Consider the following 23,033-nt stretch of genomic DNA (forward strand, 5'->3'; position numbering starts at 1 on the left):
CGAAACCGCGCCGGCCTGTCAACCGCCTGATGCATTGGCGTTGCGCGTTAGAAGGATTTGCTGCCGCGGCCTATGGTGCGTGGAGGCGGAATTCTGCGGCAGGGACGGGGTTGATCCTGGTCGCAGCCATAGGGCGTTGCCAGGAGGGATCAACGATGACGCGCAAGATCACGCTCGCTCTCGCCATCGCAGCACTCGCGCTGTTCGCCCAGGCTGCGTCTGCGCAGAAGCCCGGCGTGGAAAGGCTTTACATCATGAATTGCGGCGAGGGCGTCGCCGGCGATATCAGGCGCTGGTCTCCCGGAGTGAACGAAGGCAAGTCGATGGACTTCGTCGATACCTGCTATCTCATCAAGCACAGCCAGGGCTGGTTCCTGTGGGACACCGGTATTCCCGACGCGGTCGCATCAATGCCGAACGGGCTTGTGCCGGTCGATCCCAAGGCCATCACCTGGCGGCGCCCGAAGACGCTCGCCGCCCAGCTCGCGCAGATCGGCGTGAAACCCGCCGACGTCAAGGCGATGGGCGTCTCGCACACGCATCCCGACCACATCGGCAATGTCGAGATGTTCCCGCAGGCGATGCTCTACGTTCAGAAGGCCGAATATGACTGGCCCGGTGCCAACAACGAGCCGCGCTTCAAGCCCTCGCATCCGGTCGAGCTGCTTGCCGGCGACAAGGACGTGTTCGGCGACGGCAGCATCACCATCCTCTCGACACCCGGCCACACGCCGGGACACCAGTCGCTGATGGTTCGACTGCCGAGGACCGGCGTGGTGGTGCTCTCGGGCGATGCCGCGCATTTCAGGGACAACTTTGACAACCGCCGTGTTCCCGCGATCAATTTCAGCAAGGAGCAGTCGCTCGCCTCGATGCAGAAGCTCGCCGACACGATTTCCAGGGAAGGGGCGCAGCTCTGGATCAACCACGACAAGGCGCAGCGCGACACCCAGAGGATGTCGCCGGAGTTCTACGACTGAAGCGTTGATCAGCTCTTCGGCGCGGCCACCGCCGGCGGGCTCGCGTCCGGCGTCTTCTTCGGCTTCAGCGTGCCGGCATAGAACGACAGCAGCCACACCAGCAGCACGGCGAGGAGATAGACGCCCCAGGCCTGCGGCGGCGTCATGGCCCAGCGCAGGAGGCCTTTGAAGGTGCGGGGCGGGGGGCTGTTGTCGGTCATGTTGCGCTTGTGCGCGAAAGCTGCGGGGGCGTCAATCCGGTCGCCGTTCTGCACGGATCAGGAGCAGCGCGGCCAATGCCGACAGGCTGAGCGCCGCCGACACCATCAGCACCCTGGCGCCCATGACGTCGATGAGCAGGCCGAAAGCCAGCGGTGCGATAGCCTGCGCCATCCGCGCCGGTGCGCCGATGATGCCGAGGCGATAGCCGAAGTCCTTCGGGCCGAAGATCGAAAGCGGCAGCGTGCCGCGGGCGATCGTCAAAATGCCGTTGCCGGAGCCGTGCAGCAGCGCAAAGGCGGTCGCGGCGGGGGCGCCGAAGATGGCGACGACGGCCGCTCCAATGGGGTGGGTGAGGCAGGCGAGCCGCGTCGACCATAGCGGATGGAAGCGGCTCAGGACGCTTGCCTCGAGAATGCGCGCGATCACCTGCGCCGGGCCGATCAATGCGCCGGCCGCGATCGCCTCGACATGGCTTGCGCCGGTGGCCTCGAGGATGCGCGGGAAATGCACGGCCATGGCGCCGGTGACGGTCCAGACCGCGGCAAAGACGAAGGCGAGCAGGATCATGGTGCGATCGAGCGGAACGTGCGGCTTCTCGGCCGTCACCGCAGCCTGCTTCGCGCCCTTGATCACCGGCAGCATGAAGAAGTTGAGCGGCAGGCCGATCAGGATGTTGGCCGCGGCCCAGGCGAAACAGGTGTCGCGCCAGCCGATATGGGCAAGGCCCCAGGCGGTCAGCGGCCAGCCGACGGTCGAGGCAAAGCCCGCCATCAGCGTGATGCCGGTGATCGAGCCGCGCGCCTCGGTGCCGTAGATGCGGCCGAGCGCGGCGAAGGCGGCGTCGTACAGCCCCATCGCCATGCCGATGCCGAGCACGAGCCAGGCGAAGGCCATCACCGCGACCGATTGCGAGAAGCCGAGCAGGACGAGGCCGGCGGCGATGGTCAGGTTCGAGGCCGACAGCACCTGTCGGCCGCCGACGAGATCGATCTGCCGGCCGATGCGCGGCCCCAGCAACGCGGAGATCACCAGCGAAGCCGAGAACGCACCAAAGATCCAGTTGGTGGAGATACCGAGGTCGTGCGCCATGGGATCGGCGAGCAGGGCCGGCAAATAATAACTGGAGGCCCAGGCCAGGGTCTGCGTCGTGCCGAGCGCGAGGATGATCGGAAGCTGGCGCTGGCTCATGTCAGCGGATTTCTGGTCGTCGGTGTCATCTCCAGCATTTGCGGTGCAAGGCAAGAGCGCGTCAACAGCGTCCGCGACATATTCGACCTGCTGCGGGCGGGAGCCTGGCCCGGCACACGGTGCGCGCGTGGCCTTTCGCTCGTCACGAATGCACGCCATAATGGCGCATGAAACTCACCTCCCGCCTTGCGCTGATGAACTGGCTGGCCGGCCAGGGGCTTACCGGCCTTCCCGAAAACGAGCTGTTGCGCGGATTCTGCGAGCGCTGCCGCGCCGAAGGGCTGGACCTGTCGCGCGGGCTCGTCGTCATCGACACGCTGCATCCGATCTATGAAGGCCGCGGCTTCCTCTGGAACGACCGGGCCAGCAACGAGCGCGAAATGTTCGAATATGGCTCGACCGCCGAGGGCGATGCCAACAAGAGCTGGCGCCGCTCGGTGTTCTTCCACATGCTCGAGCACGGCCACGACGAGATGGTGATCGATCTCGCCGACGCGCCCTCGATGGATTTCTCGCAGATCGGCGATCTCGCCGAAAAGGGCCACAAGCACTATCTCGCCTTCGTGCATCGTTTCGGCGAGAGCGGTGCGCTCGGGCTGATGGATTGCCTCTATTCGTGCTGGACCACGCGGCGCGACGAAGGTTTTGAGGAGGCCGAGCTGGAGGCCCTGCGCGATCTCGTGCCGGTGCTGGGGCTCGCCATCAAGTCGGCGCAGCAGATGGACATCGCGCGGACGCTGGGGCGCGTCTATCTCGGTCGCGACGCCTCCGAGCAGGTTCTGCGCGGGCGGATCTCGCGCGGCGTCACCGAGCGCATCAAGGCCGTGCTCTGGTATTCGGATTTGCGCGGCTCGACCGGGATCAGCGAGAGCATCGGGCCGGACGAGATCATCCCGTTCCTCAACGACTATGCGCAAGCCGTGATCGATGCGATCCACGAGGCCGGCGGCGACGTGTTGAAACTGATCGGCGACGGCGTGCTTGCGATGTTCTGGGGCGAGGACATGGCGGACGCGCGGCGGGCAGCGCTGCGGGCCGAGCATTTGTTCCGCCGGAACGTCGCGGCGCTGAATGCACGCCGGGCCGCGGCGGGGCGTCCGACGACATCGGCCTATATCGGGCTTCACGTCGGCGAGGTCTTTTACGGCAATATCGGCAGCGAGGACCGGCTCGATTTCACCGTGGTCGGACCGACCGTCAACGAGGTCAGCCGCATCGCCTCGATGAGCCGCTCGGTCGATCGCGAACTGCTTGCCTCAGCCGAGTTCTACAAAGGCCTGGACGCCGCCGGCCGCCGCTACCTCGTTTCCACCGGACGCTACGCGCTCCGCGGCATCGGCCGCGCGCAGGATCTCTACACGCTCGACCCCGAGGTCGACGCGAGCGAGCCGGTGACGGGCAGCTACGAGCGCTATCTGGCGAATTAGCACCGCGCCGCTGCTTCATCCCCGACCATGGCCGGCTGCCGGTCCAGCGCCACTGCGGGCGACAGCCAGATCACCAGCGCCTGCACGCCGAACACGGCGGCTGCGAGATAGAGACACGCTTCCGCGCTCCACAGACCGCCGACGATGGCGCCGAGTGCCGAGCCGAGCGGGCGGGCGCCATAGCTCATGATGTTAATCGCGGAGACGCGGCCCAGGAGGCGCGGCGGCGTCACCGACTGGCGCAGGGTCGTGGTCGAGATCACCCACAGGATCGGCCCGACGCCGAGCAGGAAGAAGCTCAAGGCCGCGAGCCACGGCGAGGGCACCAGCACCGTCAGCGCCATCACGACAGCGGCGAAGAAGCCGGTGACCGGGCCGAGGCCGACCACGGTGCCGAACGCGATGCGCTTCATCACGCGCGTTGCGAACAATGCGCCGATCACCATTCCGACGCCGTACATCGTCAGCACGGTGCCGACGCCGGCCGCGGTCAGGCCGAGATGGCGCACGGCATAGGGCACGAACACCGCGATTTGCAGGAACCAGCCGGTGTTGAAAATGAACTGGGTGATGAACACCGGCCGCAGCAGCGGATGGTGGAAGACGAAGCCCGCGCCCTCGCGAATGTCCTGCAACGGATGCCGTCGCGGGACGGGCGCACGCGCCGGTTCATAGAGGCCTGAGAGCAGCACGACGGCGATGGCCGAGAGTGCCGCGGCAAAGCCGAAGGCCGGGCTCGCACCCCACCAGCCGACCAGCGCGCCGCCGAGCGCAGGGCCGCTTGCAAACGCAATGGTGCGGGCAAGCTCGATGCGGGCATTCGCAGCCGGCAACAGCTCCGCGCTCACCAGCGAAGGCACTAGCGCCGGCGCGGCGACGCTGTAGACCACGGTGCCGCACACGGCCGTAAAGCCGAGCAGCGCCAGCAGGGGCAGGTTGAGCGCGCCGAGGGCGAGCAGCAGCACGATGGCCGCGAGCGCCGCGGCTCGCAGCGCCTCGGCGCCCGCCATCAGGGAACGGCGGGAGATGCGATCGGCGAGGAGGCCAGCCGGAATCGCGAACAGGACGAAGGGCAGGGTGAGCGCGGTCTGGAGCAGGCCGGTCTGGCCTTCCGCCACGCCCAGCGTCAGCACCGCGACGATGGGGGCCGCGGCCAGCGCGATCTGTTCGGCCGACTGCGCCGCCAGATTGGACCAGGCGAGGCGGTTGAAAGTGGCGGGGAGGCGCGGCGAATTTGACATGGCTCATTTCCTGCAAAGTCTCGATGGCGCCAGTATCTGCGTCCGGAGACGGCCAAACCCACCCGCTTCCCGACAGGGCGGGGCATAGCGGGGCGGCAGCGGGAACCGGTGCGGCTAGATGCAGTTGCAAATGAGTTGCAATAAGGCCCAAGTTCGGTATTCTGCCCCCATGGATGCCCGCTCGCCCGATCTGACCCAAAATGCCGCCGGCTGGCGCGCTGATGCGCCGACCACCAAGAGCCTGGCCGAGGTGAATGCCACCGTCTCCATTCCGACGGCAGGGGCGTGGTGGCGGCGCCTGCTGGCCTTTGTCGGCCCCGGCTACATGGTCTCGGTCGGCTACATGGACCCCGGCAATTGGGCGACCGACCTCGCCGGCGGGTCGAAGTTCGGCTACACGCTGCTCTCGGTCATCCTGCTCTCGAACCTGATGGCGATCCTGCTGCAGTCGCTGGCGGCGCGGCTCGGCATCGTCACCGACCGCGATCTCGCACAGGCCTGCCGCGCCACCTATTCGCCGGCGGTGAACTTCCTGCTCTGGCTCGCCTGCGAGGCCGCGATCATCGCCTGCGATCTCGCCGAGGTCATCGGCACCGCGATCGCGCTCAAACTTCTGTTCGGCATCCCCCTGATCGGCGGCGCGCTGATCGCAGCGCTCGATGCCTTCCTGCTTCTCGTGCTGATGAATCGCGGCTTCCGTTTTCTCGAAGCCTTCGTGATGGCGCTGCTTGCGGTGATCGCGGTCTGCTTCGCGGTTCAGATCGTCGCCGCGGCGCCGCCGGTGGCCGAGGTGCTGCGCGGTTTTGCGCCGAAGACCGAGATCTTCACCAATTCCGAGATGCTCTACATCGCGATCGGCATCATCGGCGCGACCGTGATGCCGCATAATCTCTATCTGCACTCCTCGATCGTGCAGACGCGCGCCTATGCGCGCAACGACGAGGGCCGCCGCGAAGCCATCAAATGGGCGACGACGGATTCCACTGTCGCGCTGATGCTGGCGCTGTTCATCAACGCCGCGATCCTCGTGGTGGCGGCCGCGACCTTCCACACGAGCGGGCATTCCGACGTCGCCGAGATCGGCCAGGCCTTCGAGCTGCTCTCGCCGCTGCTCGGCCTCGGCATCGCCTCCACTCTGTTCGCCGTGGCGCTGCTGGCGTCGGGCCTGAATTCGACCGTCACCGCGACGCTCGCCGGCCAGATCGTGATGGAGGGCTTTCTCGACCTGCGCCTGCCGAGCTGGGCACGCCGCCTCGTCACGCGCGGCATCGCCATCATTCCCGTGATTGTCGTCACCGCGATCTATGGTGAGCGTGGCACGGCCGATCTCCTCGTCCTCAGCCAGGTCGTGCTGTCGATGCAGCTTCCCTTCGCCATCATCCCGCTGGTCCGCTTCGTCTCCGACCGCCGCAAGATGGGGCAGTTCGCGATACCAACATACGTCGCTGCGGCCGCGTGGATCGTCGCGGGCGTCATCGTGGTTCTGAACGTGAAGTTGCTGGTGGATACGCTGCTTGGGTAAGCGCGCTCAGTCCTGCGGCTCGGACGTTGCATCGCCCTGTGCGTCGATGCGGAGCCAGCCCGAGGGGGCGAGGCGCTGCTGCGGCAGGAAGCGGGCCTTGTAGTCCATCTTCTTGGAGCCCTCGATCCAGTAGCCGAGATAGACGTAAGGCAGGCCTTGCCGTCGCGCGCGCGCGATGTGGTCGAGGATCATGAAGGTGCCCATCGAGCGGGAGACCTGGTTCGGCTCGAAGAACGAATAGACCATCGACAGCCCATCGCTGAGCACGTCGGTGAGCGCGACCGCGATCAGCTCCTCGCCGCGACCGGTGAGCCCGCTGTCGGGGCCGCGCTTGCGGTACTCGATGATGCGGGTCTCGACATGGCTGTCCTCGACCATCATGGCGTAGTCGAGCACGGTCATGTCGGCCATCCCGCCGTGGCGGTGGCGGGCGTCGAGATAGGCGCGAAACACCGAATATTGCTCTGACGTCGGCACCGCGCTGCGCTGCTCGCCGATGATGTCCGCGTTGCGCGCCATCACCTTGCGGAAGTTGCGGGAGGGGCGGAACTCGTTGGCGACGACCCGGACCGAGACGCAGGCGCGGCACTGATCGCAAGCCGGCCGGTAGGCGATCGACTGGCTGCGGCGGAACCCGCCATGGGTCAGGAGGTCGTTGAGGTCACCGGCGCGATCACCCACGAGGTGCGTAAACACCTTGCGCTCATGCCGGCCCGGCAGATACGGGCAGGGGGACGGCGCCGTGAGGTAAAATTGTGGGGTGTCGCGCGAGTGCTGGGTCAAGGGACGTCGTGGGCCTCCGAAGTGAGTACCAGCATCGCGCTACGAAAGCCCCTGGTCAATCGGTCCGCTCGGCGGATCAGGTCAGTCAGTCTAGCGGATTCCGGTTAGTAGGTTCTTGATCACCAGGTTCTGGCGGTCTGGACTATCGGTGCACGGACCGAATTGTTGATCACGACCGTTCCCAGCACGAAATCGTGCAACAGGCGCCGGCGTCCGTTGAACAGCCCGACCAGCACCACGAACGGCGACAGGAACGAGACCGTCACCCAGAACAGCACCGCATGGGTGGCGCCGAGCACAAAGTAGCCAGGCGCGCCGTACCAGGTGCGCAACTCCAGATCCATGATCCGCATGCCGATCGTCGCCGACGAAGGCCCGCCGATGCAGGCGCCGTAATAGACGATGGCCCAGATCACGGAGGCCGGCCAGGCCAGCCAGAACAGCGCCCAGCCGAGGCCGAGCGTCACCACGCCGAACACCGCGATGAAGATGTAGCCGAGGATGACGGGAACGGAGATCACGACCATGTCGATCAGGAACGCGAACGCGCGCCGGGTCGCGACACCGCGGAACAATTCCGGATGCAGATAGGGATCATAGGCGTGCGGCTGCGCTGCGCCGCCATTGCGCCAGGGGCCCGAATTGCCCGAGTTTGAATACGACATGGTCCGTTCTCCCAGGGAAAACTCCGCATGGCAGGACATGGGAACAGGCTCTTCCCCTGCCAAGGGCGCAGCGGGATCAACAAGCCGAAATATTCCGGCGATTCGGGGGCGAAGGTGAGCGCGTGGATTATCCCTGCGCCCGCAGCTTCTCCGCCGCTTTTGGCGCAAAATAGCTGAGCACGCCGTCGGCGCCCGCGCGCTTGAAGGCCAGGAGGCTTTCCATCATCGCGCGCTCGCCGTCGAGCCAGCCGTTGTTGGCGGCGGCTGCGATCATCGCGTATTCGCCGGAGACCTGGTAGGCGAAGGTCGGCATCGCGAACGTGTCCTTCACGCGGCGGACCACGTCGAGATAGGGCATGCCGGGCTTCACCATCACCATGTCGGCACCTTCGGAGATGTCGAGCTCGACCTCGCGCAACGCTTCGTCGGTGTTGGCGCTGTCCATCTGGTAGGTGCGCTTGTCGCCGGTGAGTGTCTTGGCCGAGCCGATGGCATCGCGGAACGGACCGTAGAAGGCGGAGGCGTATTTCGCCGCATAGGCCATGATCTGCACGTCGAGGAGGCCGGTGTTGTCCAGCCCTTCCCGGATCGCGGCGACACGGCCGTCCATCATGTCCGAGGGCGCGATGATGTCGCAGCCGGCTTCGGCCTGCACCAGCGCCTGACGCACCAGCACCGCGACCGTCTCGTCGTTCAGAATCTTGCCGTCGGAAATCAGGCCGTCATGACCGTGGCTGGTGAAGGGATCGAGCGCGACGTCGCAGAGGACGCCGATTTCGGGAAACTCCTTCTTGATCGCGCGCACCGCCTGGCAGACCAGATTGTTCGGGTTGGTCGCCTCCGAGCCTTCCTCGTCCCGCAAGGACGGGTCTGTGTAGGGAAATAGCGCAAGGCAGGGGATCGTGAGCTTCATGGCGCGCTCGGCCTCACGCACGGCCTGGTCGACGCTGAGGCGCTCGACGCCCGGCATCGAGGCGATGGTCTCGCGCTTCTTGTTGCCGTCGATCAGGAACAGCGGCCAGATCAGGTCGTCGGTGGTGAGCACATTCTCACGCACCATGCGCCGAGCCCATTCGGCCTTGCGGTTGCGGCGCGGGCGGACGGTCAGATCGAGGGCGTGAGGCACCGCGGCACCAGTCCCGCGCGCGACCTCGCGCAATTCGATCGGACGTCCGTATTTGATCGCCATTACTCTTCTCCCGGCTGGAATTATTCTTATACCAGCTCGCATGGTTCCCGTCACCGCGGCTTGACCTTCCGCAAGGGAGGGGCTGCCGATTGATTTTGCGGGGCGAAACAGCCAGAAGGGGCCATGTCCGATATCTCCACCCGCGACGCAGCCCGCGACAACGCCAATGCCAGGGACGCCGTCAGAGACAGCGCTCGAGACAGCGCGATGTCGGTGGCTGCGATCTCGTCAGATCGGGCCGAGTCCGACGACAATGTCTGGACGCGCCGGCTGGTCCTGTTCCTGCGGGTGATGGCGCTGCTGTCGATCCTCAAGGGACTCTATCATTGGGCACAGGTGACGGGCTTCGTCGGCGGCGAGGACGACGCGTTCGAGAACCAGTCCATGGCCTGGCAGGCCTCGACCATCTACTTTGCAGTGATCGAACTCGTCGCCGCCGTCGGCCTCTGGCTCGCCACGCCCTGGGGCGCCGTGGTGTGGCTCACGACCGTGGTCTCGATGGCGGTGATCGAGCTGATGTTCCCGGGCATCTATGGCGGTAGCCTGATCGTCGTCGGCGTCGAGGTGTTCATGCTCGCCGCCTATCTCGCGCTCGCCTGGATGGCCGCGCGCGAACGACCGCCGTAGGGAAGACGATTTCAACACGCACATTTTCTCGTGCCCCGGACGCAGCGCAGCACGCAGTGGCGCGCTGCTGTGCCGGGGCCCCTCGTATCTACAGCCTGCGTTCCTGGCCCTCTCGTGTCCCGGACCTTCGCTTCGCTCGTCCGGGACACGAGAGTGGCATTTGTGGAGTCGTGGTGACTTGGTTGACCGCTGGTTGCCTCAAATTCGAGGTAACTTTTCATTGACCTGGCGATTTCGGCCACAGCTCTTACGCGAGCGTTTCGAAACGGGGCGGGGCTGTTCTGGAATGTGACAGCAGGTGCGGACGGAGGGTGAACAGGATCTTGCGACGGTCAACAGACGGTTGCGAAAAGTGCTTGTGGCACAGGCTTAATCCGCAATTCACTGTCTTAAATTCATGATCTCTTTATTCTCTTATTTAAGCCGATCTTCAAACGCCCCTCTTAAGTTGCACCTATCAGACGGGACAAAAGTTTCGTCGAATGAGTGTCGATAAAAACGACAACAGGGGAAGTGTCATGATGAAAGCCGTCGCAACTGCGGCAGATACCGCAGAGCGCGTTTCCGGCCCGCAGGGTTCGGTGCAGTCGCTCTATCTGGAAGCATTGACTCTGGTGGAGCGGCTGCATCGCCGGCTCCTCGACGTGATCAAGGACGAGTTCGATCGTCGTGGCCGCGCCGACATCAATTCCGTGCAGGCGCTCCTGCTCTATAACATCGGCGACAAGGAGCTGACCGCGGGCGAGCTGCGCACGCGCGGTTACTATCTCGGCTCCAACGTCTCCTACAATCTGAAGAAGCTCGTCGAGCTCGGCTTCCTCGATCATCAGCGCTCCCGCGTCGACCGTCGCTCGGTGCGCATTCGCCTGACGCCGCAGGGCCAGGAAGTCCGCCGTATCGTCGACTCTCTCTACCAGAAGCACGTCAAGACGGTGGAGCAGGTCGGCGGCATCTCCGGCGAGGAGTTCTCGACCCTCAACAAGTCGCTGCACCGCCTCGAGCGGTTCTGGACCGACCAGATCCTCTATCGCCTCTGATATTCAAGGGATCGAAGGCCAAGCCGGCCATCAACAAGACCGGCAAGCCTCCCGAACGTGCCTACTTCCCCAAGCGCGCTGGCCCGGCTTACCCCGGACCGGTGCGTTTTGATGTCGTTTCGCGCTTGCGAGAAAATTGGCCCGATAGGCGGAACCAGCTCCTCGCGTCGCAGTTGTCTCTCCGGATCGGAGGATGCGATGCTGGTCGAGCGCGGGTTGCAGGCAATGAACGTCGAACTCGTGAGCGATTCCTACGCGATCGCCGCGAATTATCTCCGCCGCTCGGGCGCAATCCCCGACACGCTCGTCACCAACGAGCGCCTGCTCGAGATCATCATCAAGCTGCTCCAGCACGGCGAATTCAACAAACTCAGGCTCGCCAACAAGGCGATCGCGCGCTTCGAGGCGCAGGCCGGGGCCAGAGCGGTTGCCTGATCAAGATTCCCAGAATTCTGTACGTCCAGAGGGTGCCATGGAAGCTGCCATCGACCGCATCATGAAGACCTATGACCTGCTCGCCAACAGGACGGCGGCGGCCAGCGACGAGGCGCGGTTAAAGGTGACGAACTACCTCAATACCCTCATGGAAGCCGGCGAGAAGGACACCCACAGGTTGACGGTCTGCGGCCTGACCTATCTGCGCCAGCTCGACGGCAGCGTCGACCCCGTGAAGGCGGGGTATACAGGGCTGTAGACGAAGCGGCCCGAAGGGCGGCGAGCCCGGGCCAATTCGACCCCTGGAGGCCACCGGCCCCGGTTCGTCAGGGTAGGATGGCGCAGCCGGCCAACCTGCGCCGGGCAATCCCGTAAGCTTGCGGGGGTTAATCCCCGGCCATCTCCACCATATCTGGCATAATTCCCACGCCTGACCCGCAAATGCTTGGCCGGGGCGGGGTGATGTGGTAGATCGCGCTCGCCGCTTCCGATCGCCACACCAAGACCCCCGTAGCCCGCCACAAGGCTGCGGCGGTGGAGATATTCGCAAGATGACCCTCGCCAAGACCGCCTCTGCGCCCGATTCGTTTTTCGCCGCCTCGCTTGAGCAGGCCGACCCGGAAATCGCTGCCGCCATCAAGGGCGAACTCGGCCGGCAGCGCCATGAAGTCGAGCTGATCGCCTCCGAGAATATTGTCAGCCGGGCCGTGCTGGAAGCGCAGGGTTCGGTCATGACCAACAAGTATGCAGAGGGTTATCCGGGCGCGCGCTACTATGGCGGTTGTGAGTGGGTCGACGTCGCCGAGAACCTCGCGATCGATCGCGCCAAGAAGCTGTTCGGCGCCAACTTCGCGAATGTGCAGCCGAACTCCGGCAGCCAGATGAACCAGGCGGTGTTTTTGGCGCTGCTCCAGCCCGGCGACACCTTCATGGGCCTTGACCTCGCGGCCGGCGGCCATCTCACCCACGGCTCGCCCGTCAACATGAGCGGCAAGTGGTTCAAGGCGTCGCACTACACCGTGCGCCGCGAGGACCAGATCATCGACATGGACGCGGTCGCCAAGCAGGCCGAAGAGGTCAAGCCGAAGCTGATCGTGGCCGGTGGCTCGGCCTATTCGCGCGCCTGGGATTTCAAGCGCTTCCGCGAGATCGCGGACTCGGTCGGCGCGTACCTGCTGGTCGACATGGCGCACTTCGCCGGTCTCGTCGCCGGCGGCGTGCATGCCTCGCCGGTGCCCCATGCCCACGTGACCACGACGACGACGCACAAATCGCTGCGCGGTCCGCGCGGCGGCCTGATCCTCAGCAACGACGAAGTGCTGGCCAAGAAGCTCAACTCGGCGATCTTCCCAGGCCTGCAGGGCGGCCCGCTGATGCACGTGATCGCGGCGAAGGCGGTCGCCTTCGGCGAGGCGCTGCGTCCGGACTTCAAGGTCTACGCGAAGAACGTCGTCGAGAACGCCAAGGCGCTGGCCGAGGCGATGAAGAGCCACGGGTTCGATATTGTCTCCGGCGGCACCGATAACCATCTGATGCTGGTCGACCTCCGGCCGAAGGGCCTGAAGGGCAACGTCTCGGAGAAGGCGCTGGTTCGCGCCGCCATCACCTGCAACAAGAATGGCATTCCGTTCGACCCCGAAAAGCCGTTCGTCACCTCGGGCCTGCGTCTTGGCACGCCCGCGGCGACGACCCGCGGCTTCGGCGTCGCTGAATTCCAGCAGGTTGGCGGCATGATCGCCGAGGTCCTCAACGCAATCGCGCAGTCCGACGACGGCAAGGCGCCGCTGGTCGAGGCCGCGATCAAGGAACGGGTCAAGGCGCTCACCGATCGGTTCCCGATCTATCAGTAAGGCCAAGAAAGCTGGTTAAGGTCAACGGATGCGCTGCCCGAACTGCAACAGTCTCGATACGCAGGTAAAGGACTCGCGTCCGACCGAGGACTCTTCCGTCATTCGCAGGCGGCGCGTGTGCGTCGCCTGCAATTTCCGCTTCACCACCTTCGAGCGCGTGCAGTTGCGCGAGCTCACGGTAATCAAGCGCAACGGCCGTCGCGTGCCGTTCGATCGCGACAAGCTGATGCGTTCGGTGTCGATAAGTCTGCGCAAGCGGCCGGTCGAGCCTGAAAGGGTGGAGAAGATGGTCTCCACCATCGTGCGCGAGCTCGAGACCGGCGGTGAGGCCGAGATCTCCTCCGAGGTGATCGGCGAGACCGTGATGGAGCATCTGCGTACGCTCGACGACGTCGCCTATGTGCGCTTCGCCTCCGTCTATCGCAATTTCCGCGAGGCCAAGGATTTCGCGGACGTGCTCGGTGAGTTGTCCGGTGAGGAGGAAGCGCGGCTCGCCGCGATCCGCAAATGATCTTCCGCATCCTGGAGGATCAGTTCGCCGCGAGGATCCGCGAGTCCAAGGACGCCGATCGCCGCTTCATGCAGCTGGCGTTGGCGCTCGGTCGGCGCGGGCAGGGGCGCACCTGGCCCAATCCGGCCGTGGGGGCCGTCATCGTCAAGGACGGTGTCATCGTCGGCCGCGGCTGGACGCAAGCAGGTGGACGGCCGCATGCGGAGCCTGAAGCGTTACGGCGCGCAGACGAGGCGGCGCGCGGCGCCACGCTCTACGTGACGCTCGAGCCCTGCTCGCATTTCGGCAAGTCGCCGCCTTGCGCCGACGCGGTGATCGCCGCCGGTATCGCGCGCGTGGTGGCGGCGATCGAGGATCCCAATCCTGAGGTCGCGGGGCAAGGCCATGCGCGCCTTCGCGCTGCCGGCATTGCCGTGGACGTGGGCCTGTGCGCGGCGGAGGCCGCGTTCGACCATGCCGGTCATTTCCGCCGTATCCGCGACAAGCGCCCGCACGTGATCTTGAAGCTTGCGGTCTCGCCCGACGGCAAAATTGGCGCTGAAGGCGGCAAGCCGCTCGCGATCACCGGCGAGGCCGTGCGCGACCGCGTGCATCTGTTGCGTGCGCAGAGCGACGCCATCCTGGTCGGCATCGGCACGGTGTTGGCGGACGATCCGCAGCTCAACTGCCGCTTGCCGGGCATGGAAGCGCGTTCTCCGGTCCGCGTGGTGCTCGACCAGAGCCTGCGTATCCCGGCCTCGAGCCGGCTCGTACGCTCCGCGCGCGAGACGCCGCTTTGGGTGATCGGCTCGGAGCTTGCGGAAGCGGCCGCTGCGACACGTCTCGGCGCGGCCGGTGCGCAAATCATGCGCATGCCGCCGAACGGTGCGGCCGGCCGCGACCTTCCGGCCGTGCTGCATGCGCTGGCCGAGAAGGGCATCACGCGGCTGATGGTCGAGGGCGGCAGCCGCGTTGCGGCGTCCTTCGTGACGGCTGACCTCGTTGACGAGATCTGGCTGTTTCGCGGCGCGGAAGAGGTGGGCGCTGGTGGGGTCGATGCACTCGATGCATTGCCCCTGTCGAAAATCACGCAGTCGCAGGCCTACGAGGTTCATGCTAGCGAGACATTCGGCCACGATACTCTCACCATCTACGAGCGCGCCTAACATGTTCACCGGCATTGTCACCGATATCGGCGAGATCGTCAGCTTCAAGCCCGTGGCGCAGGGGCAACTGCACCGCCTGCGTATCGCTTGCAGCTACGATCAGACCACCATCGCCGACGGCGCCTCGATCGCCAGCAACGGCGTGTGCCTGACTGTCGTGGCTTCCGGCGTCGCTGGCGGCAAGACGTGGTATGACGTCGATGCGGCGGCCGAGACGCTGGCGCTGACGACCGCCAAGCACTGGAAGCTCGGCACGAAGCTCAATCTCGAGCGCGCGCTCAAGATCGGCGACGAGCTCGGCGGCCATATCGTCGCCGGCCACGCCGACGGCATCGCGACCATCGTCGGCCGCGAGGACTTGCCTGACATGGCCCGGTTCGAGCTCTCGACGACGCGGGAGCTGGCGCGCTTCATCGCCACCAAGGGCTCGATCACGCTCGACGGCGTCTCGCTCACGGTGAATACGGTGAAGGATGTGACCTTTTCGGTGCTGATCATCCCGCATACGCTCGAGGTCACGACGATCGGCGGCTGGAAGGCGGGCAGTGAGGTCAATATCGAGGTCGATCTGATGGCCCGCTATGCCGCGCGGCTGACGGAAATGAAGTGACCGGCGAAGCCGGATTTGCGCTTTAAAACTTGGCTTACACGCCTGCGGCGACTACATAACGCGCCGACCCCAGTGGAACGGATTGAACGATGGCAGACGCGCGGCGCGCACCCCTGAAGGACCAGACCGACATTTCCGGCGCGCGTGCGCTTGTCGTCGAGGCCCGGTTCTATGACGATCTCCAGGACGCGCTCCTGGATGGTGCGGTCGCCGAGCTGAAGGCGGCCGGGTTGACGCACGACGTCATCACGGTTCCCGGCGCGCTGGAGATCCCGGCGGCGGTTGCGATCGCCGTCGATGCGGCTGCAGCGAACGGCAAGCCTTATGACGCCGTGATTGCGCTCGGCTGCGTGATCCGCGGCGACACCATTCATTTCGAGATCGTCTCGCAGGAATCCTCGCGCGCGCTGATGGAGCTCGCGGTGGCGCGCAAACTGCCGCTCGGCAACGGCATCCTCACCGTCAACAATGAAGACCAGGCCTGGGCACGGGCACGCGCCAGCGAACTCAACAAGGGCGGCGATGCCGCTCGCGCGGCGCTTGCGATGCTGCGCATCAAGCGCCGTCTGGCGCGGGCCTGAGCCATGGCTGACACCAGAAAACCGGCGGGCGTGGCGGAGAAGAAAGCGAACCGGCGCGGTGCGGCGCGGCTCGCAGCCGTTCAGGCGCTGTACCAGATGGATATCGCCGGTGCCGGCATCAACGACATCTTTGCCGAGTTCGAGAGCCACTGGCTCGGCAACGAGGTCGAGGGCGACACCTATCTGCCGGCGGAAGCCGCGTTCTTCCGCGACGTCGTCTCCGGCGTCGTGCGCGACCAGAAGAAGCTCGATCCCTTGATCGACGAGGCGCTGTCGAAGGGCTGGCCGCTGAAGCGCATCGAAGCGATCCTGCGCGCGGTGCTGCGGGCAGGGGCTTACGAATTGGAACATCGCAAGGACGTGCCGGGCCGCGTCGTGATCTCCGAATATGTCGACGTCGCCAACGCCTTCGTTGACCGCGAGGAGACCGGCATGGTCAACGCCGTGCTCGACCAGATCGGCCGCCAGTTTCGCGGCGACGAGTTCGGGCGGGGGTAGGGCAAAGCCGGAGGTTGGGCTGACATCGATGACCACTCCGCAAAGTCCTTCCGCCGAAGACTCCCTCATCGCGCGCTATTTCAAACCGCTGGCGACCGACCCCGGTGCGTTCGGGCTGGTCGATGACGCGGCGATCCTGTCCTCGTCCGGCGACGACATCGTCGTCACCACCGATGCCGTGGTCGAGGGCGTGCATTATCTTGCCACCGATCCCCCCGACACCATCGCGCGCAAGGCGCTGCGGGTGAATCTGTCCGACATCGCCGCCAAGGGGGCGGTGCCGGCCGGCTTCGTGCTGACGCTGGCGCTGCGCAGCAAGGAGGATGCCTGGCTCAAACCGTTCGCGGATGCGCTCGGCGAGGACGTGAAGACTTTCGCGTGCCCGCTGCTCGGCGGCGACACGGTGTCGACGCCGGGGCCGCAGATGGTCTCGATCACCGCCTTCGGCCGCGTGCCGAAAGGGCGGATGGTCGGCCGCACCGGCGCGAGGCCGGGCGACCGCATCCTGGTCACGGGGACGATCGGCGATGCCGCGCTCGGCCTCGACGTGCTCACTGGCGGCAAGGCAGCCGCGGCGCTCGTATCCGATCCCGCTGCAAAGGAAGCGCTCGTTTCGCGCTATCGGATCCCTCAGCCGCGCAATGTGCTGGCGCGGGCCGTGCGCGACCACGCGACAGCCGCGATGGACGTCTCCGACGGGCTTGCCGGCGATCTGACCAAACTCTGTGCAGCTTCGGGTGTCTCGGCCACCGTCGATGTGGCGAGCGTCCCGCTCTCAGCCGTGGCGGCCGGTCTCGTGGCTCGCAAGACCATTTGCGTTGAGACGCTGCTGGCCGGCGGCGACGACTACGAAGTGCTGTGCACGGTGCCGCCGGCAGAGAGCAACGCGCTGATCGCTGCAGGGAAGGTGGCAGGCGTGGCCATCACCGCGATCGGCACGATCGTCGCGGGCCAAGAGCGGCCACGCTTCCTGGACGGGCAGGGCCGAGAACTCACCTTGACGCGCCTGTCGTACAGCCACTTCTAGGGATTACGCTGAGTCGGCGGCCAGGCGCTCGGGATCAGGTCCAAATACCTGCCGAGATCGGCCTTTTCGCACCTATCTGGCGTTGCACCCTCAATTTGATTTTGGCAAGCTTGCGACCGACTGGGGCCGCCCCTTCGGGCAAGGGGCGGCCCTGTTCAACATAAGGGCGCCACTCCGTTTGACGGAAAAATAAAAGGCGCCGGGGGTACGTACATCAAGGATCTGAGGCAAAAATCACATGACAGCATTATGGTTGATAGTGCTCTGCGGAGTGCTTTCCGTCGTCTACGCGATTTGGGCGACGTCTTCGGTGTTGAGTGCGGATGCGGGGTCACCGCGCATGCAGGAGATCGCAGGAGCGGTGCGTGAAGGCGCACAGGCCTATCTCCGGCGCCAGTATACCACGATCGGCATCGTCGGCATCGTCATCTTCGTGCTGCTTGCCTACTTCCTCGGACTCTATGTCGCGATCGGTTTCGCAATCGGCGCGATCCTGTCGGGAGCCGCCGGCTTCATCGGCATGAACGTCTCGGTCCGCGCCAATGTGCGCACCGCCCAGGCGGCGACGACGTCGCTCGCCGGCGGCCTCGAACTCGCCTTCAAGGCGGGTGCCATCACCGGTATGCTGGTGGCGGGTCTCGCTCTGCTCGGCGTGACGCTCTATTTCGGCTTCCTGGTCCATTCGTTGAAGCTCGCGCCCGACAGCCGCACGGTCGTCGACGCCATGGTGGCGCTCGGCTTCGGCGCCTCGTTGATCTCGATCTTCGCCCGTCTCGGCGGCGGCATCTTCACCAAGGGTGCGGACGTCGGCGGCGATCTCGTCGGCAAGGTCGAAGCGGGCATTCCGGAGGATGATCCGCGCAACCCGGCGACGATCGCCGACAACGTCGGTGACAACGTCGGCGACTGCGCCGGCATGGCCGCCGACCTGTTCGAGACCTATGCGGTGACCGCGGTTGCCACCATGGTGTTGGCTGCGATCTTCTTCGCTAAGACGCCGATCCTTGCCAACATGATGACGCTGCCGCTCGCCATCGGCGGCATCTGCATCATCACCTCGATCATCGGCACCTTCTTCGTGAAGCTCGGGCCCAGCCAGTCGATCATGGGCGCGCTCTACAAGGGCCTGATCGCAACCGGCATCCTGTCGCTGATCGGCATCGCCGTGGTGATCTATTACCTCATCGGCTTCGGCAAGCTCGACGGCGTCGACTACACCGGCATGGCGCTGTTCGAATGCGGCGTGGTTGGCCTCATCGTCACCGCGCTGATCATCTGGATCACCGAGTACTACACCGGCACGGACTATCGCCCGGTGAAGTCGATCGCCCAGGCCTCGGTGACCGGTCACGGCACCAACGTGATCCAGGGCCTCGCCGTCTCGATGGAAGCGACCGCGCTGCCCGCGCTCGTCATCATCGCCGGCATCCTGGTCACCTACAGCCTCGCCGGCCTGTTCGGCATCGCGATCGCGACCGCCACCATGCTGGCGCTGGCCGGCATGGTCGTCGCGCTCGACGCCTTCGGCCCGGTGACCGACAACGCCGGCGGCATCGCCGAAATGGCGGGCCTGCCCAAGGAGGTGCGCAAGTCGACCGATGCGCTCGACGCGGTCGGCAACACCACCAAGGCGGTGACGAAGGGCTACGCGATCGGCTCCGCCGGTCTGGGTGCTCTCGTGCTGTTCGCGGCCTACAACCAGGACCTCAAGTTCTTCGTTGGGGATTCCGCAAACCACGCCTACTTCGCCGGCGTCAATCCGGACTTCTCGCTGAACAATCCGTACGTCGTGGTGGGCCTCTTGTTCGGCGGCCTGCTGCCGTATCTGTTCGGGGCGATGGGCATGACGGCCGTGGGCCGTGCGGCCGGCGCGATCGTCGAGGAGGTTCGGCGTCAGTTCCGCGAGAAGCCGGGCATCATGCAGGGCACCGACAAGCCCGACTACGGCAAGGCGGTCGACCTGCTGACGCGCGCGGCGATCAAGGAAATGATCATCCCCTCGCTGCTTCCGGTGCTGTCGCCGATCGTCGTCTACTTCGTGATCTATGCGATCGCGGGCGGCGGCGTGGCCGGCAAGTCGGCGGCGTTCTCGGCCGTGGGCGCGATGCTGCTCGGCGTGATCGTGACGGGTCTGTTCGTCGCGATCTCCATGACCTCGGGCGGCGGCGCCTGGGACAATGCCAAGAAGTACATCGAGGACGGCCATTTCGGCGGCAAGGGTAGTGACGCCCACAAGTCGGCGGTGACAGGCGACACCGTCGGCGATCCCTACAAGGACACGGCGGGCCCCGCGGTGAACCCGATGATCAAGATCACCAACATCGTGGCCCTGCTGCTGCTGGCGATCCTGGCGCACTGAGCAGCGTCAACGACACAAGACAAAAACCCCGCGGTGCGAGCCGCGGGGTTTCGTTTGGTGCAGAGAGGGAACTACTGCACGTCCATCTGCAATCCTTCCTTCTGGATGATGCCGGCGAATTTCTTCGTCTCGGCGTCCACGAAGTCGGCGAATTGCTGCGGGGTGCCGTAGTCGGCGCGGGCGCCCATGGCGGTGATCTGCTTCCTGATGTCGTCGCGCTCCAGCAGCGCCTTGACCTGGAGGTTGAGCGCGTCGAGCACGGGGGCGGGGACACCCTTCGGCAGAAATACTGAGAACCATGACGACACGTCGAACTTCGCAAGCTCCGGCGCGCTCTCGCGCATCGTCGGCAGGTTCGGCGCAAGTTCGCTGCGCTCGGTCGTCGTGACGCAGAGCCCGTTGAGCGTGCCGTTCTGCACCTGCGGCAGACTTGGATAGAGATTGTCGAACAGGATCTGGATGTCGCCGGCGAGCGCGGCCTGGAGCGCTGGGCCCGCGCCGCGGAACGGGATGTGCGTCATCTTGAGCCCGGTGAGCTGAAGGAACCAGGCGCCGGTGAGGTGAGGGCTCTGGCCGACGCCGGACGAGGCGTAGCTCAGCTTGTCCGGGTTGGCCTTGAGATAGGCGATCAGCTCGGCGACCGACTTGATGCCGGTCTTCGGATGCGCCGACACGATGTTCGGGATCCGGATCATGTTGCTGACGGGCTGGAGCTGGTCCGGCTTGTAGCTGAGGTTCTTGAAGATGCTGTAGGCGATCGCGTTCGGCCCGGGATTGCCGATCAGGATGGTGTGGCCGTCAGCCTTGGAGCGAACCACTTCGCCGGTCCCGATCGTGCCGCCACCACCCGAGCGATTCTCCACGACCGCGGTCTGGCCCCAGGCGGATTGGAGATGGGCGGCGAGCAATCGCCCCATCACATCGGTCGAGCCGCCGGCCGCGGCCGGCACGATGATGCGGACATTCTCGGTCGGCTTCCAGTCGGCAAGGCTCGATCGCGGCAGGATCGCGGCGGCCGAGAGGCCAGCGGCGCCCGCAAGCACGCGACGACGGGACAACAATTTGTTCTGAAGTTTCTTGAGCACGAATCCCCTCCCAGCTTCTTGTTTTGCCGGGAGGGTAGGGAACCGGTCGCACGACGGCAAGCCGTATGCGAGAGCGCGCGTCGTGCGAAGAGCGGCACGACGCCGCAGGGCGGCCGAACTCAGCTCACGATCTCAGAAGCTGAGCAGCTTGAACAGCGGCGCGAGGTAGCTCATCTCCTGACCCGACGTCGGCGTGGTCCGGCTGATGGAGTCGAAGATCTTGCCGTCCTGGAGGCCGTAATTGGCAAGCCGGCGCACGCGCCGGTTCTTGTCGAAATAGATCGCGATCACACGCTGGTCGACGACCTTCTGGTTCATGAAGGCGACGGGGCGCTCCGAGCGCTGCGAGATGTAATAGAACACTTCGCCGTCCAGGGTTGCGACGGTGGAGGGCGTGCCCATCACGATCAGCACCTGGTCCTGGCTCGCGCCGATCGGAATCTGCTCCAGCGCGCCGGGCGGCAGGATATAGCCTTTCTGGAATTGCTCACCGGTGCAGCCCGCGAGCGCGGCGCCGACCAGGGTCACGGCCGCGAGCATGCGCAGGCCGCGCCAGCGCGCGGAGAGGCCGCGCCGCTTGTCTGCGTGCAGGCTGGTCTGGTTCGTTATCGTCATAGCGGAACTGATTCCGTCCCCTTGCGTCGCGCGAGGCGCTGAAGTACCGGGCGGAGGCTTGGATTGCAACTCGCGCGCGCCCGCTTGCGGAAACCACAATGCTTTGGCCGTTCAATCACTTCAGGAAACCCCGGCTAGCCCCGGCCGGCACCATTGAAGCCATCTATGGCATGATCGTGACGCAGGCGCGAGAACCCATATTTTACCGGGACTTGGGCGTGCCCGATACGGTTAATGGCCGTTTCGACCTGTTGCTCCTGCACCTCTGGCTGTTGCTGCGGCGGCTGCGGACGGCCCAAGGCGGGGTGGAACTGTCGCAGGCCCTGTTTGACCGCTTCTGCGAGGACATGGACGACAATCTGCGCGAGATGGGGGTGGGCGACCAGACCGTCCCGAAGCGGATGCGGGCCTTTGGCGAGGCCTTTTACGGCCGCGTCCAGGCCTACGACCAGGCGATCGAGGCGGGCCCCGAAGCGCTGGCGCAGGCGATCTGCAAGAATATCTTGAACGGAGCCAGCATGGATCAGGCGCGGCTGCTGGCCGCCTACGGGCTGGCCACCAATGCGGATCTCGGCGAGGCCGGCGATCCCGCGCTGCTGCTTGGATCATTCAAATTTCCCGCACCGTTTCGGGAGGATGGGGCGTCATGAACCGACCGATGACCGGATCCGAACCAGATCCCTGGCGCTCGCCGGTGATGGTGGCGCAGATTCCCGACACCGGCCTGCACCGTGCGCTCGAGGCCTCGGCGGCAGAACGCCAGGCCTTGGCCGATGCCGCGGGTCTGCGCGACATCCTGTCGGCCCATGCCGACTTCGACGTGGTGCCGAGGAGCGGCGGCCGGATCCAGGTCACGGGCCGCGTCCGTGCCCGGATCGGCCAGACCTGCGTGGTCACGCTCGATCCGATCGAGAGCGAGATCGACGAGGAGGTCGACCTGACCTTCGCGCCCGAGGCCGAGACGCGGCGGCTGGAGGACCTGATCGAGGAAGGGCAGGACGATGAGGAGCCGGCGGAGGTCGCCGATCCGCACGAAGCCATCGTCAACGGAATCATTGATCTCGGCCGCGTTGCGACCGACGCGCTGTTCCTGGCGATCGATCCCTATCCCCGCAAGCCGGGAGCCGTGTTCGAAGCGGAGGTCATCGCGCCCGACCCAGAGGATCATCCCTTCGCGGCGCTGAAGGCCCTGCAGGACAACGAGCAGGGCAAGAAGAAGGGTAAATAGTCGAAGCTTCCCCGTAAGACCTCTGTGTGACGGGACGTGAGGCGTTTGCAGGACTGGTTGGAAAGACCCTCCTATCATTCTGATTTATATGATAATTGTGTGAATTGCCGGATCCGCCGTCGGATCGTCCTCAATCCAAAAGGCTGGGGGCAAGAGGTTGTTTCGGGATAGCAAAACGCTATTGTCCGCCCCGGTTCGGGTGCGGCGTGGCGCTTGGCCGGTCGCCATG

General features: G+C 65.4%; 25 protein-coding genes. 17 read left to right on the forward strand and 8 right to left on the reverse strand.

Translation table 11 applies throughout. From position 1 onward, the window contains the following. The first annotated feature begins 155 nt into the window (after positions 1-155). Complete coding sequence (locus tag QY049_RS38385) at positions 156-980, forward strand: N-acyl homoserine lactonase family protein (RefSeq protein ID WP_301270679.1); 825 nt, start codon at positions 156-158, stop codon at positions 978-980. An 8-nt stretch (positions 981-988) separates the two neighbouring features. Here the strand turns inward: QY049_RS38385 and QY049_RS38390 are convergent, their stop codons facing one another. Beyond that, positions 989-1,180, reverse strand: coding sequence for a hypothetical protein (locus QY049_RS38390; protein ID WP_301270680.1), 192 nt, complete (start codon positions 1,178-1,180; stop codon positions 989-991). 31 nt (positions 1,181-1,211) lie between these two features. Then, on the reverse strand, positions 1,212-2,369 hold the full coding sequence (locus QY049_RS38395; RefSeq protein ID WP_194482462.1) for an MFS transporter: 1,158 nt from the start codon (positions 2,367-2,369) through the stop codon (positions 1,212-1,214). A 167-nt stretch (positions 2,370-2,536) separates the two neighbouring features. Here QY049_RS38395 and QY049_RS38400 point away from each other — a divergent pair, with 167 nt between their 5' ends. Next, the gene (locus tag QY049_RS38400; RefSeq protein ID WP_258766658.1) at positions 2,537-3,796 is read left to right on the forward strand and encodes an adenylate/guanylate cyclase domain-containing protein; all 1,260 of its coding nucleotides are present in this window, start codon (positions 2,537-2,539) and stop codon (positions 3,794-3,796) included. On the opposite strand, the gene QY049_RS38405 is transcribed toward QY049_RS38400, so the two are convergent. Next, entirely contained in the window at positions 3,793-5,037 is a 1,245-nt protein-coding gene (locus tag QY049_RS38405) for an MFS transporter (protein ID WP_301270681.1), read from the reverse strand. The two genes, QY049_RS38400 and QY049_RS38405, sit on opposite strands and share 4 nt — an antisense overlap. Before the next feature lie 169 nt (positions 5,038-5,206). On the opposite strand from QY049_RS38405, the gene QY049_RS38410 reads away from it, so the two are divergent. Continuing rightward, positions 5,207-6,559 carry an Nramp family divalent metal transporter gene (locus tag QY049_RS38410; protein ID WP_194482465.1) on the forward strand — a complete coding sequence of 451 codons (1,353 nt, stop codon included), beginning with the start codon at positions 5,207-5,209 and terminating at the stop codon, positions 6,557-6,559. A 6-nt stretch (positions 6,560-6,565) separates the two neighbouring features. Here the strand turns inward: QY049_RS38410 and QY049_RS38415 are convergent, their stop codons facing one another. The 3 genes from QY049_RS38415 to hemB form a co-directional block, all read right to left on the reverse strand. Beyond that, positions 6,566-7,342, reverse strand: a complete 777-nt coding sequence (locus tag QY049_RS38415) for an arginyltransferase (protein WP_194482466.1) — start codon at positions 7,340-7,342, stop codon at positions 6,566-6,568. A gap of 119 nt (positions 7,343-7,461) precedes the next feature. Then, a complete protein-coding gene (locus QY049_RS38420; RefSeq protein ID WP_194482467.1) occupies positions 7,462-8,007 on the reverse strand; it encodes an RDD family protein in 546 nt (181 codons plus the stop codon). Between the two features lie 127 nt (positions 8,008-8,134). Continuing rightward, positions 8,135-9,196: a porphobilinogen synthase gene (hemB, locus tag QY049_RS38425; protein WP_301270682.1), complete on the reverse strand. Its 1,062-nt coding sequence runs from the start codon at positions 9,194-9,196 to the stop codon at positions 8,135-8,137. A 123-nt stretch (positions 9,197-9,319) separates the two neighbouring features. Between hemB and QY049_RS38430 the strand changes: the two genes are divergently transcribed. The 12 genes from QY049_RS38430 to QY049_RS38485 all read left to right on the forward strand — a co-directional run bounded on the left by QY049_RS38430 (position 9,320) and on the right by QY049_RS38485 (position 19,876). Beyond that, entirely contained in the window at positions 9,320-9,823 is a 504-nt protein-coding gene (locus QY049_RS38430; protein WP_301270683.1) for a DUF6163 family protein, read from the forward strand. A gap of 518 nt (positions 9,824-10,341) precedes the next feature. Beyond that, positions 10,342-10,860, forward strand: a complete 519-nt coding sequence (locus tag QY049_RS38435; RefSeq protein WP_027529973.1) for a MarR family winged helix-turn-helix transcriptional regulator — start codon at positions 10,342-10,344, stop codon at positions 10,858-10,860. A gap of 198 nt (positions 10,861-11,058) precedes the next feature. Beyond that, positions 11,059-11,295 (forward strand): hypothetical protein, encoded by a 237-nt coding sequence (locus QY049_RS38440; protein WP_194482470.1) that lies wholly within the window; start codon positions 11,059-11,061, stop codon positions 11,293-11,295. 37 nt (positions 11,296-11,332) lie between these two features. Then, positions 11,333-11,554, forward strand: a complete 222-nt coding sequence (locus tag QY049_RS38445; protein ID WP_194482471.1) for a hypothetical protein — start codon at positions 11,333-11,335, stop codon at positions 11,552-11,554. A 292-nt stretch (positions 11,555-11,846) separates the two neighbouring features. After that, positions 11,847-13,145, forward strand: coding sequence for a serine hydroxymethyltransferase (gene glyA / locus QY049_RS38450; protein ID WP_258766663.1), 1,299 nt, complete (start codon positions 11,847-11,849; stop codon positions 13,143-13,145). A gap of 28 nt (positions 13,146-13,173) precedes the next feature. Further along, entirely contained in the window at positions 13,174-13,656 is a 483-nt protein-coding gene (nrdR, locus tag QY049_RS38455) for a transcriptional regulator NrdR (protein ID WP_128951432.1), read from the forward strand. Further along, the gene (ribD, locus tag QY049_RS38460; RefSeq protein ID WP_301270684.1) at positions 13,653-14,801 is read left to right on the forward strand and encodes a bifunctional diaminohydroxyphosphoribosylaminopyrimidine deaminase/5-amino-6-(5-phosphoribosylamino)uracil reductase RibD; all 1,149 of its coding nucleotides are present in this window, start codon (positions 13,653-13,655) and stop codon (positions 14,799-14,801) included. Before nrdR ends, ribD begins: the two co-directional genes overlap by 4 nt. Position 14,802: 1 nt before the next feature. Next, on the forward strand, positions 14,803-15,411 hold the full coding sequence (locus QY049_RS38465) for a riboflavin synthase (protein WP_258766665.1): 609 nt from the start codon (positions 14,803-14,805) through the stop codon (positions 15,409-15,411). Positions 15,412-15,500: 89 nt separating this feature from the next. Then, positions 15,501-15,992, forward strand: a complete 492-nt coding sequence (ribH, locus tag QY049_RS38470; protein WP_194482475.1) for a 6,7-dimethyl-8-ribityllumazine synthase — start codon at positions 15,501-15,503, stop codon at positions 15,990-15,992. A 3-nt stretch (positions 15,993-15,995) separates the two neighbouring features. Further along, positions 15,996-16,490 carry a transcription antitermination factor NusB gene (nusB, locus tag QY049_RS38475; RefSeq protein ID WP_194482476.1) on the forward strand — a complete coding sequence of 165 codons (495 nt, stop codon included), beginning with the start codon at positions 15,996-15,998 and terminating at the stop codon, positions 16,488-16,490. A 28-nt stretch (positions 16,491-16,518) separates the two neighbouring features. Continuing rightward, the gene (thiL, locus tag QY049_RS38480) at positions 16,519-17,517 is read left to right on the forward strand and encodes a thiamine-phosphate kinase (RefSeq protein WP_301270685.1); all 999 of its coding nucleotides are present in this window, start codon (positions 16,519-16,521) and stop codon (positions 17,515-17,517) included. 238 nt (positions 17,518-17,755) lie between these two features. Beyond that, positions 17,756-19,876: a sodium-translocating pyrophosphatase gene (locus tag QY049_RS38485; RefSeq protein ID WP_194482478.1), complete on the forward strand. Its 2,121-nt coding sequence runs from the start codon at positions 17,756-17,758 to the stop codon at positions 19,874-19,876. A gap of 71 nt (positions 19,877-19,947) precedes the next feature. Here QY049_RS38485 and QY049_RS38490 read toward each other — a convergent pair whose 3' ends face one another. After that, positions 19,948-20,961 carry a tripartite tricarboxylate transporter substrate binding protein gene (locus tag QY049_RS38490; RefSeq protein WP_194482479.1) on the reverse strand — a complete coding sequence of 338 codons (1,014 nt, stop codon included), beginning with the start codon at positions 20,959-20,961 and terminating at the stop codon, positions 19,948-19,950. A gap of 132 nt (positions 20,962-21,093) precedes the next feature. After that, positions 21,094-21,576, reverse strand: coding sequence for an outer membrane protein assembly factor BamE (locus tag QY049_RS38495; protein WP_194482480.1), 483 nt, complete (start codon positions 21,574-21,576; stop codon positions 21,094-21,096). Positions 21,577-21,674: 98 nt separating this feature from the next. Between QY049_RS38495 and QY049_RS38500 the strand changes: the two genes are divergently transcribed. Together QY049_RS38500 and QY049_RS38505 are read left to right on the forward strand one after the other, a co-directional pair. Next, positions 21,675-22,226, forward strand: coding sequence for a ubiquinol-cytochrome C chaperone family protein (locus tag QY049_RS38500; protein WP_301270686.1), 552 nt, complete (start codon positions 21,675-21,677; stop codon positions 22,224-22,226). Further along, on the forward strand, positions 22,223-22,804 hold the full coding sequence (locus QY049_RS38505) for a DUF177 domain-containing protein (protein ID WP_301270687.1): 582 nt from the start codon (positions 22,223-22,225) through the stop codon (positions 22,802-22,804). Before QY049_RS38500 ends, QY049_RS38505 begins: the two co-directional genes overlap by 4 nt. Positions 22,805-23,033: the final 229 nt, after the last annotated feature.

Origin of the sequence: Bradyrhizobium sp. WYCCWR 13022 (assembly GCF_030435535.1) — a bacterium.
In the GTDB taxonomy this organism is placed as follows: domain Bacteria; phylum Pseudomonadota; class Alphaproteobacteria; order Rhizobiales; family Xanthobacteraceae; genus Bradyrhizobium.

What these genes read in the sequence shown, in the direction of transcription:
- QY049_RS38420 (WP_194482467.1), bottom strand. Translation starts at nt 8,007, where the DNA reads ATGTCGTATTCAAACTCGGGCAATTCGGGCCCCTGGCGCAATGGCGGC.
- QY049_RS38390 (WP_301270680.1), bottom strand. Translation starts at nt 1,180, where the DNA reads ATGACCGACAACAGCCCCCCGCCCCGCACCTTCAAAGGCCTCCTGCGC.
- QY049_RS38445 (WP_194482471.1), top strand. Translation starts at nt 11,333, where the DNA reads ATGGAAGCTGCCATCGACCGCATCATGAAGACCTATGACCTGCTCGCC.
- QY049_RS38505 (WP_301270687.1), top strand. Translation starts at nt 22,223, where the DNA reads ATGAACCGACCGATGACCGGATCCGAACCAGATCCCTGGCGCTCGCCG.
- ribH (WP_194482475.1), top strand. Translation starts at nt 15,501, where the DNA reads ATGGCAGACGCGCGGCGCGCACCCCTGAAGGACCAGACCGACATTTCC.
- QY049_RS38440 (WP_194482470.1), top strand. Translation starts at nt 11,059, where the DNA reads ATGCTGGTCGAGCGCGGGTTGCAGGCAATGAACGTCGAACTCGTGAGC.
- QY049_RS38385 (WP_301270679.1), top strand. Translation starts at nt 156, where the DNA reads ATGACGCGCAAGATCACGCTCGCTCTCGCCATCGCAGCACTCGCGCTG.
- QY049_RS38400 (WP_258766658.1), top strand. Translation starts at nt 2,537, where the DNA reads ATGAAACTCACCTCCCGCCTTGCGCTGATGAACTGGCTGGCCGGCCAG.
- QY049_RS38405 (WP_301270681.1), bottom strand. Translation starts at nt 5,037, where the DNA reads ATGTCAAATTCGCCGCGCCTCCCCGCCACTTTCAACCGCCTCGCCTGG.
- QY049_RS38485 (WP_194482478.1), top strand. Translation starts at nt 17,756, where the DNA reads ATGACAGCATTATGGTTGATAGTGCTCTGCGGAGTGCTTTCCGTCGTC.
- nrdR (WP_128951432.1), top strand. Translation starts at nt 13,174, where the DNA reads ATGCGCTGCCCGAACTGCAACAGTCTCGATACGCAGGTAAAGGACTCG.
- QY049_RS38435 (WP_027529973.1), top strand. Translation starts at nt 10,342, where the DNA reads ATGATGAAAGCCGTCGCAACTGCGGCAGATACCGCAGAGCGCGTTTCC.
- QY049_RS38410 (WP_194482465.1), top strand. Translation starts at nt 5,207, where the DNA reads ATGGATGCCCGCTCGCCCGATCTGACCCAAAATGCCGCCGGCTGGCGC.
- QY049_RS38430 (WP_301270683.1), top strand. Translation starts at nt 9,320, where the DNA reads ATGTCCGATATCTCCACCCGCGACGCAGCCCGCGACAACGCCAATGCC.
- QY049_RS38395 (WP_194482462.1), bottom strand. Translation starts at nt 2,369, where the DNA reads ATGAGCCAGCGCCAGCTTCCGATCATCCTCGCGCTCGGCACGACGCAG.
- ribD (WP_301270684.1), top strand. Translation starts at nt 13,653, where the DNA reads ATGATCTTCCGCATCCTGGAGGATCAGTTCGCCGCGAGGATCCGCGAG.
- QY049_RS38500 (WP_301270686.1), top strand. Translation starts at nt 21,675, where the DNA reads ATGCTTTGGCCGTTCAATCACTTCAGGAAACCCCGGCTAGCCCCGGCC.
- glyA (WP_258766663.1), top strand. Translation starts at nt 11,847, where the DNA reads ATGACCCTCGCCAAGACCGCCTCTGCGCCCGATTCGTTTTTCGCCGCC.
- hemB (WP_301270682.1), bottom strand. Translation starts at nt 9,196, where the DNA reads ATGGCGATCAAATACGGACGTCCGATCGAATTGCGCGAGGTCGCGCGC.
- QY049_RS38495 (WP_194482480.1), bottom strand. Translation starts at nt 21,576, where the DNA reads ATGACGATAACGAACCAGACCAGCCTGCACGCAGACAAGCGGCGCGGC.
- nusB (WP_194482476.1), top strand. Translation starts at nt 15,996, where the DNA reads ATGGCTGACACCAGAAAACCGGCGGGCGTGGCGGAGAAGAAAGCGAAC.
- QY049_RS38465 (WP_258766665.1), top strand. Translation starts at nt 14,803, where the DNA reads ATGTTCACCGGCATTGTCACCGATATCGGCGAGATCGTCAGCTTCAAG.
- thiL (WP_301270685.1), top strand. Translation starts at nt 16,519, where the DNA reads ATGACCACTCCGCAAAGTCCTTCCGCCGAAGACTCCCTCATCGCGCGC.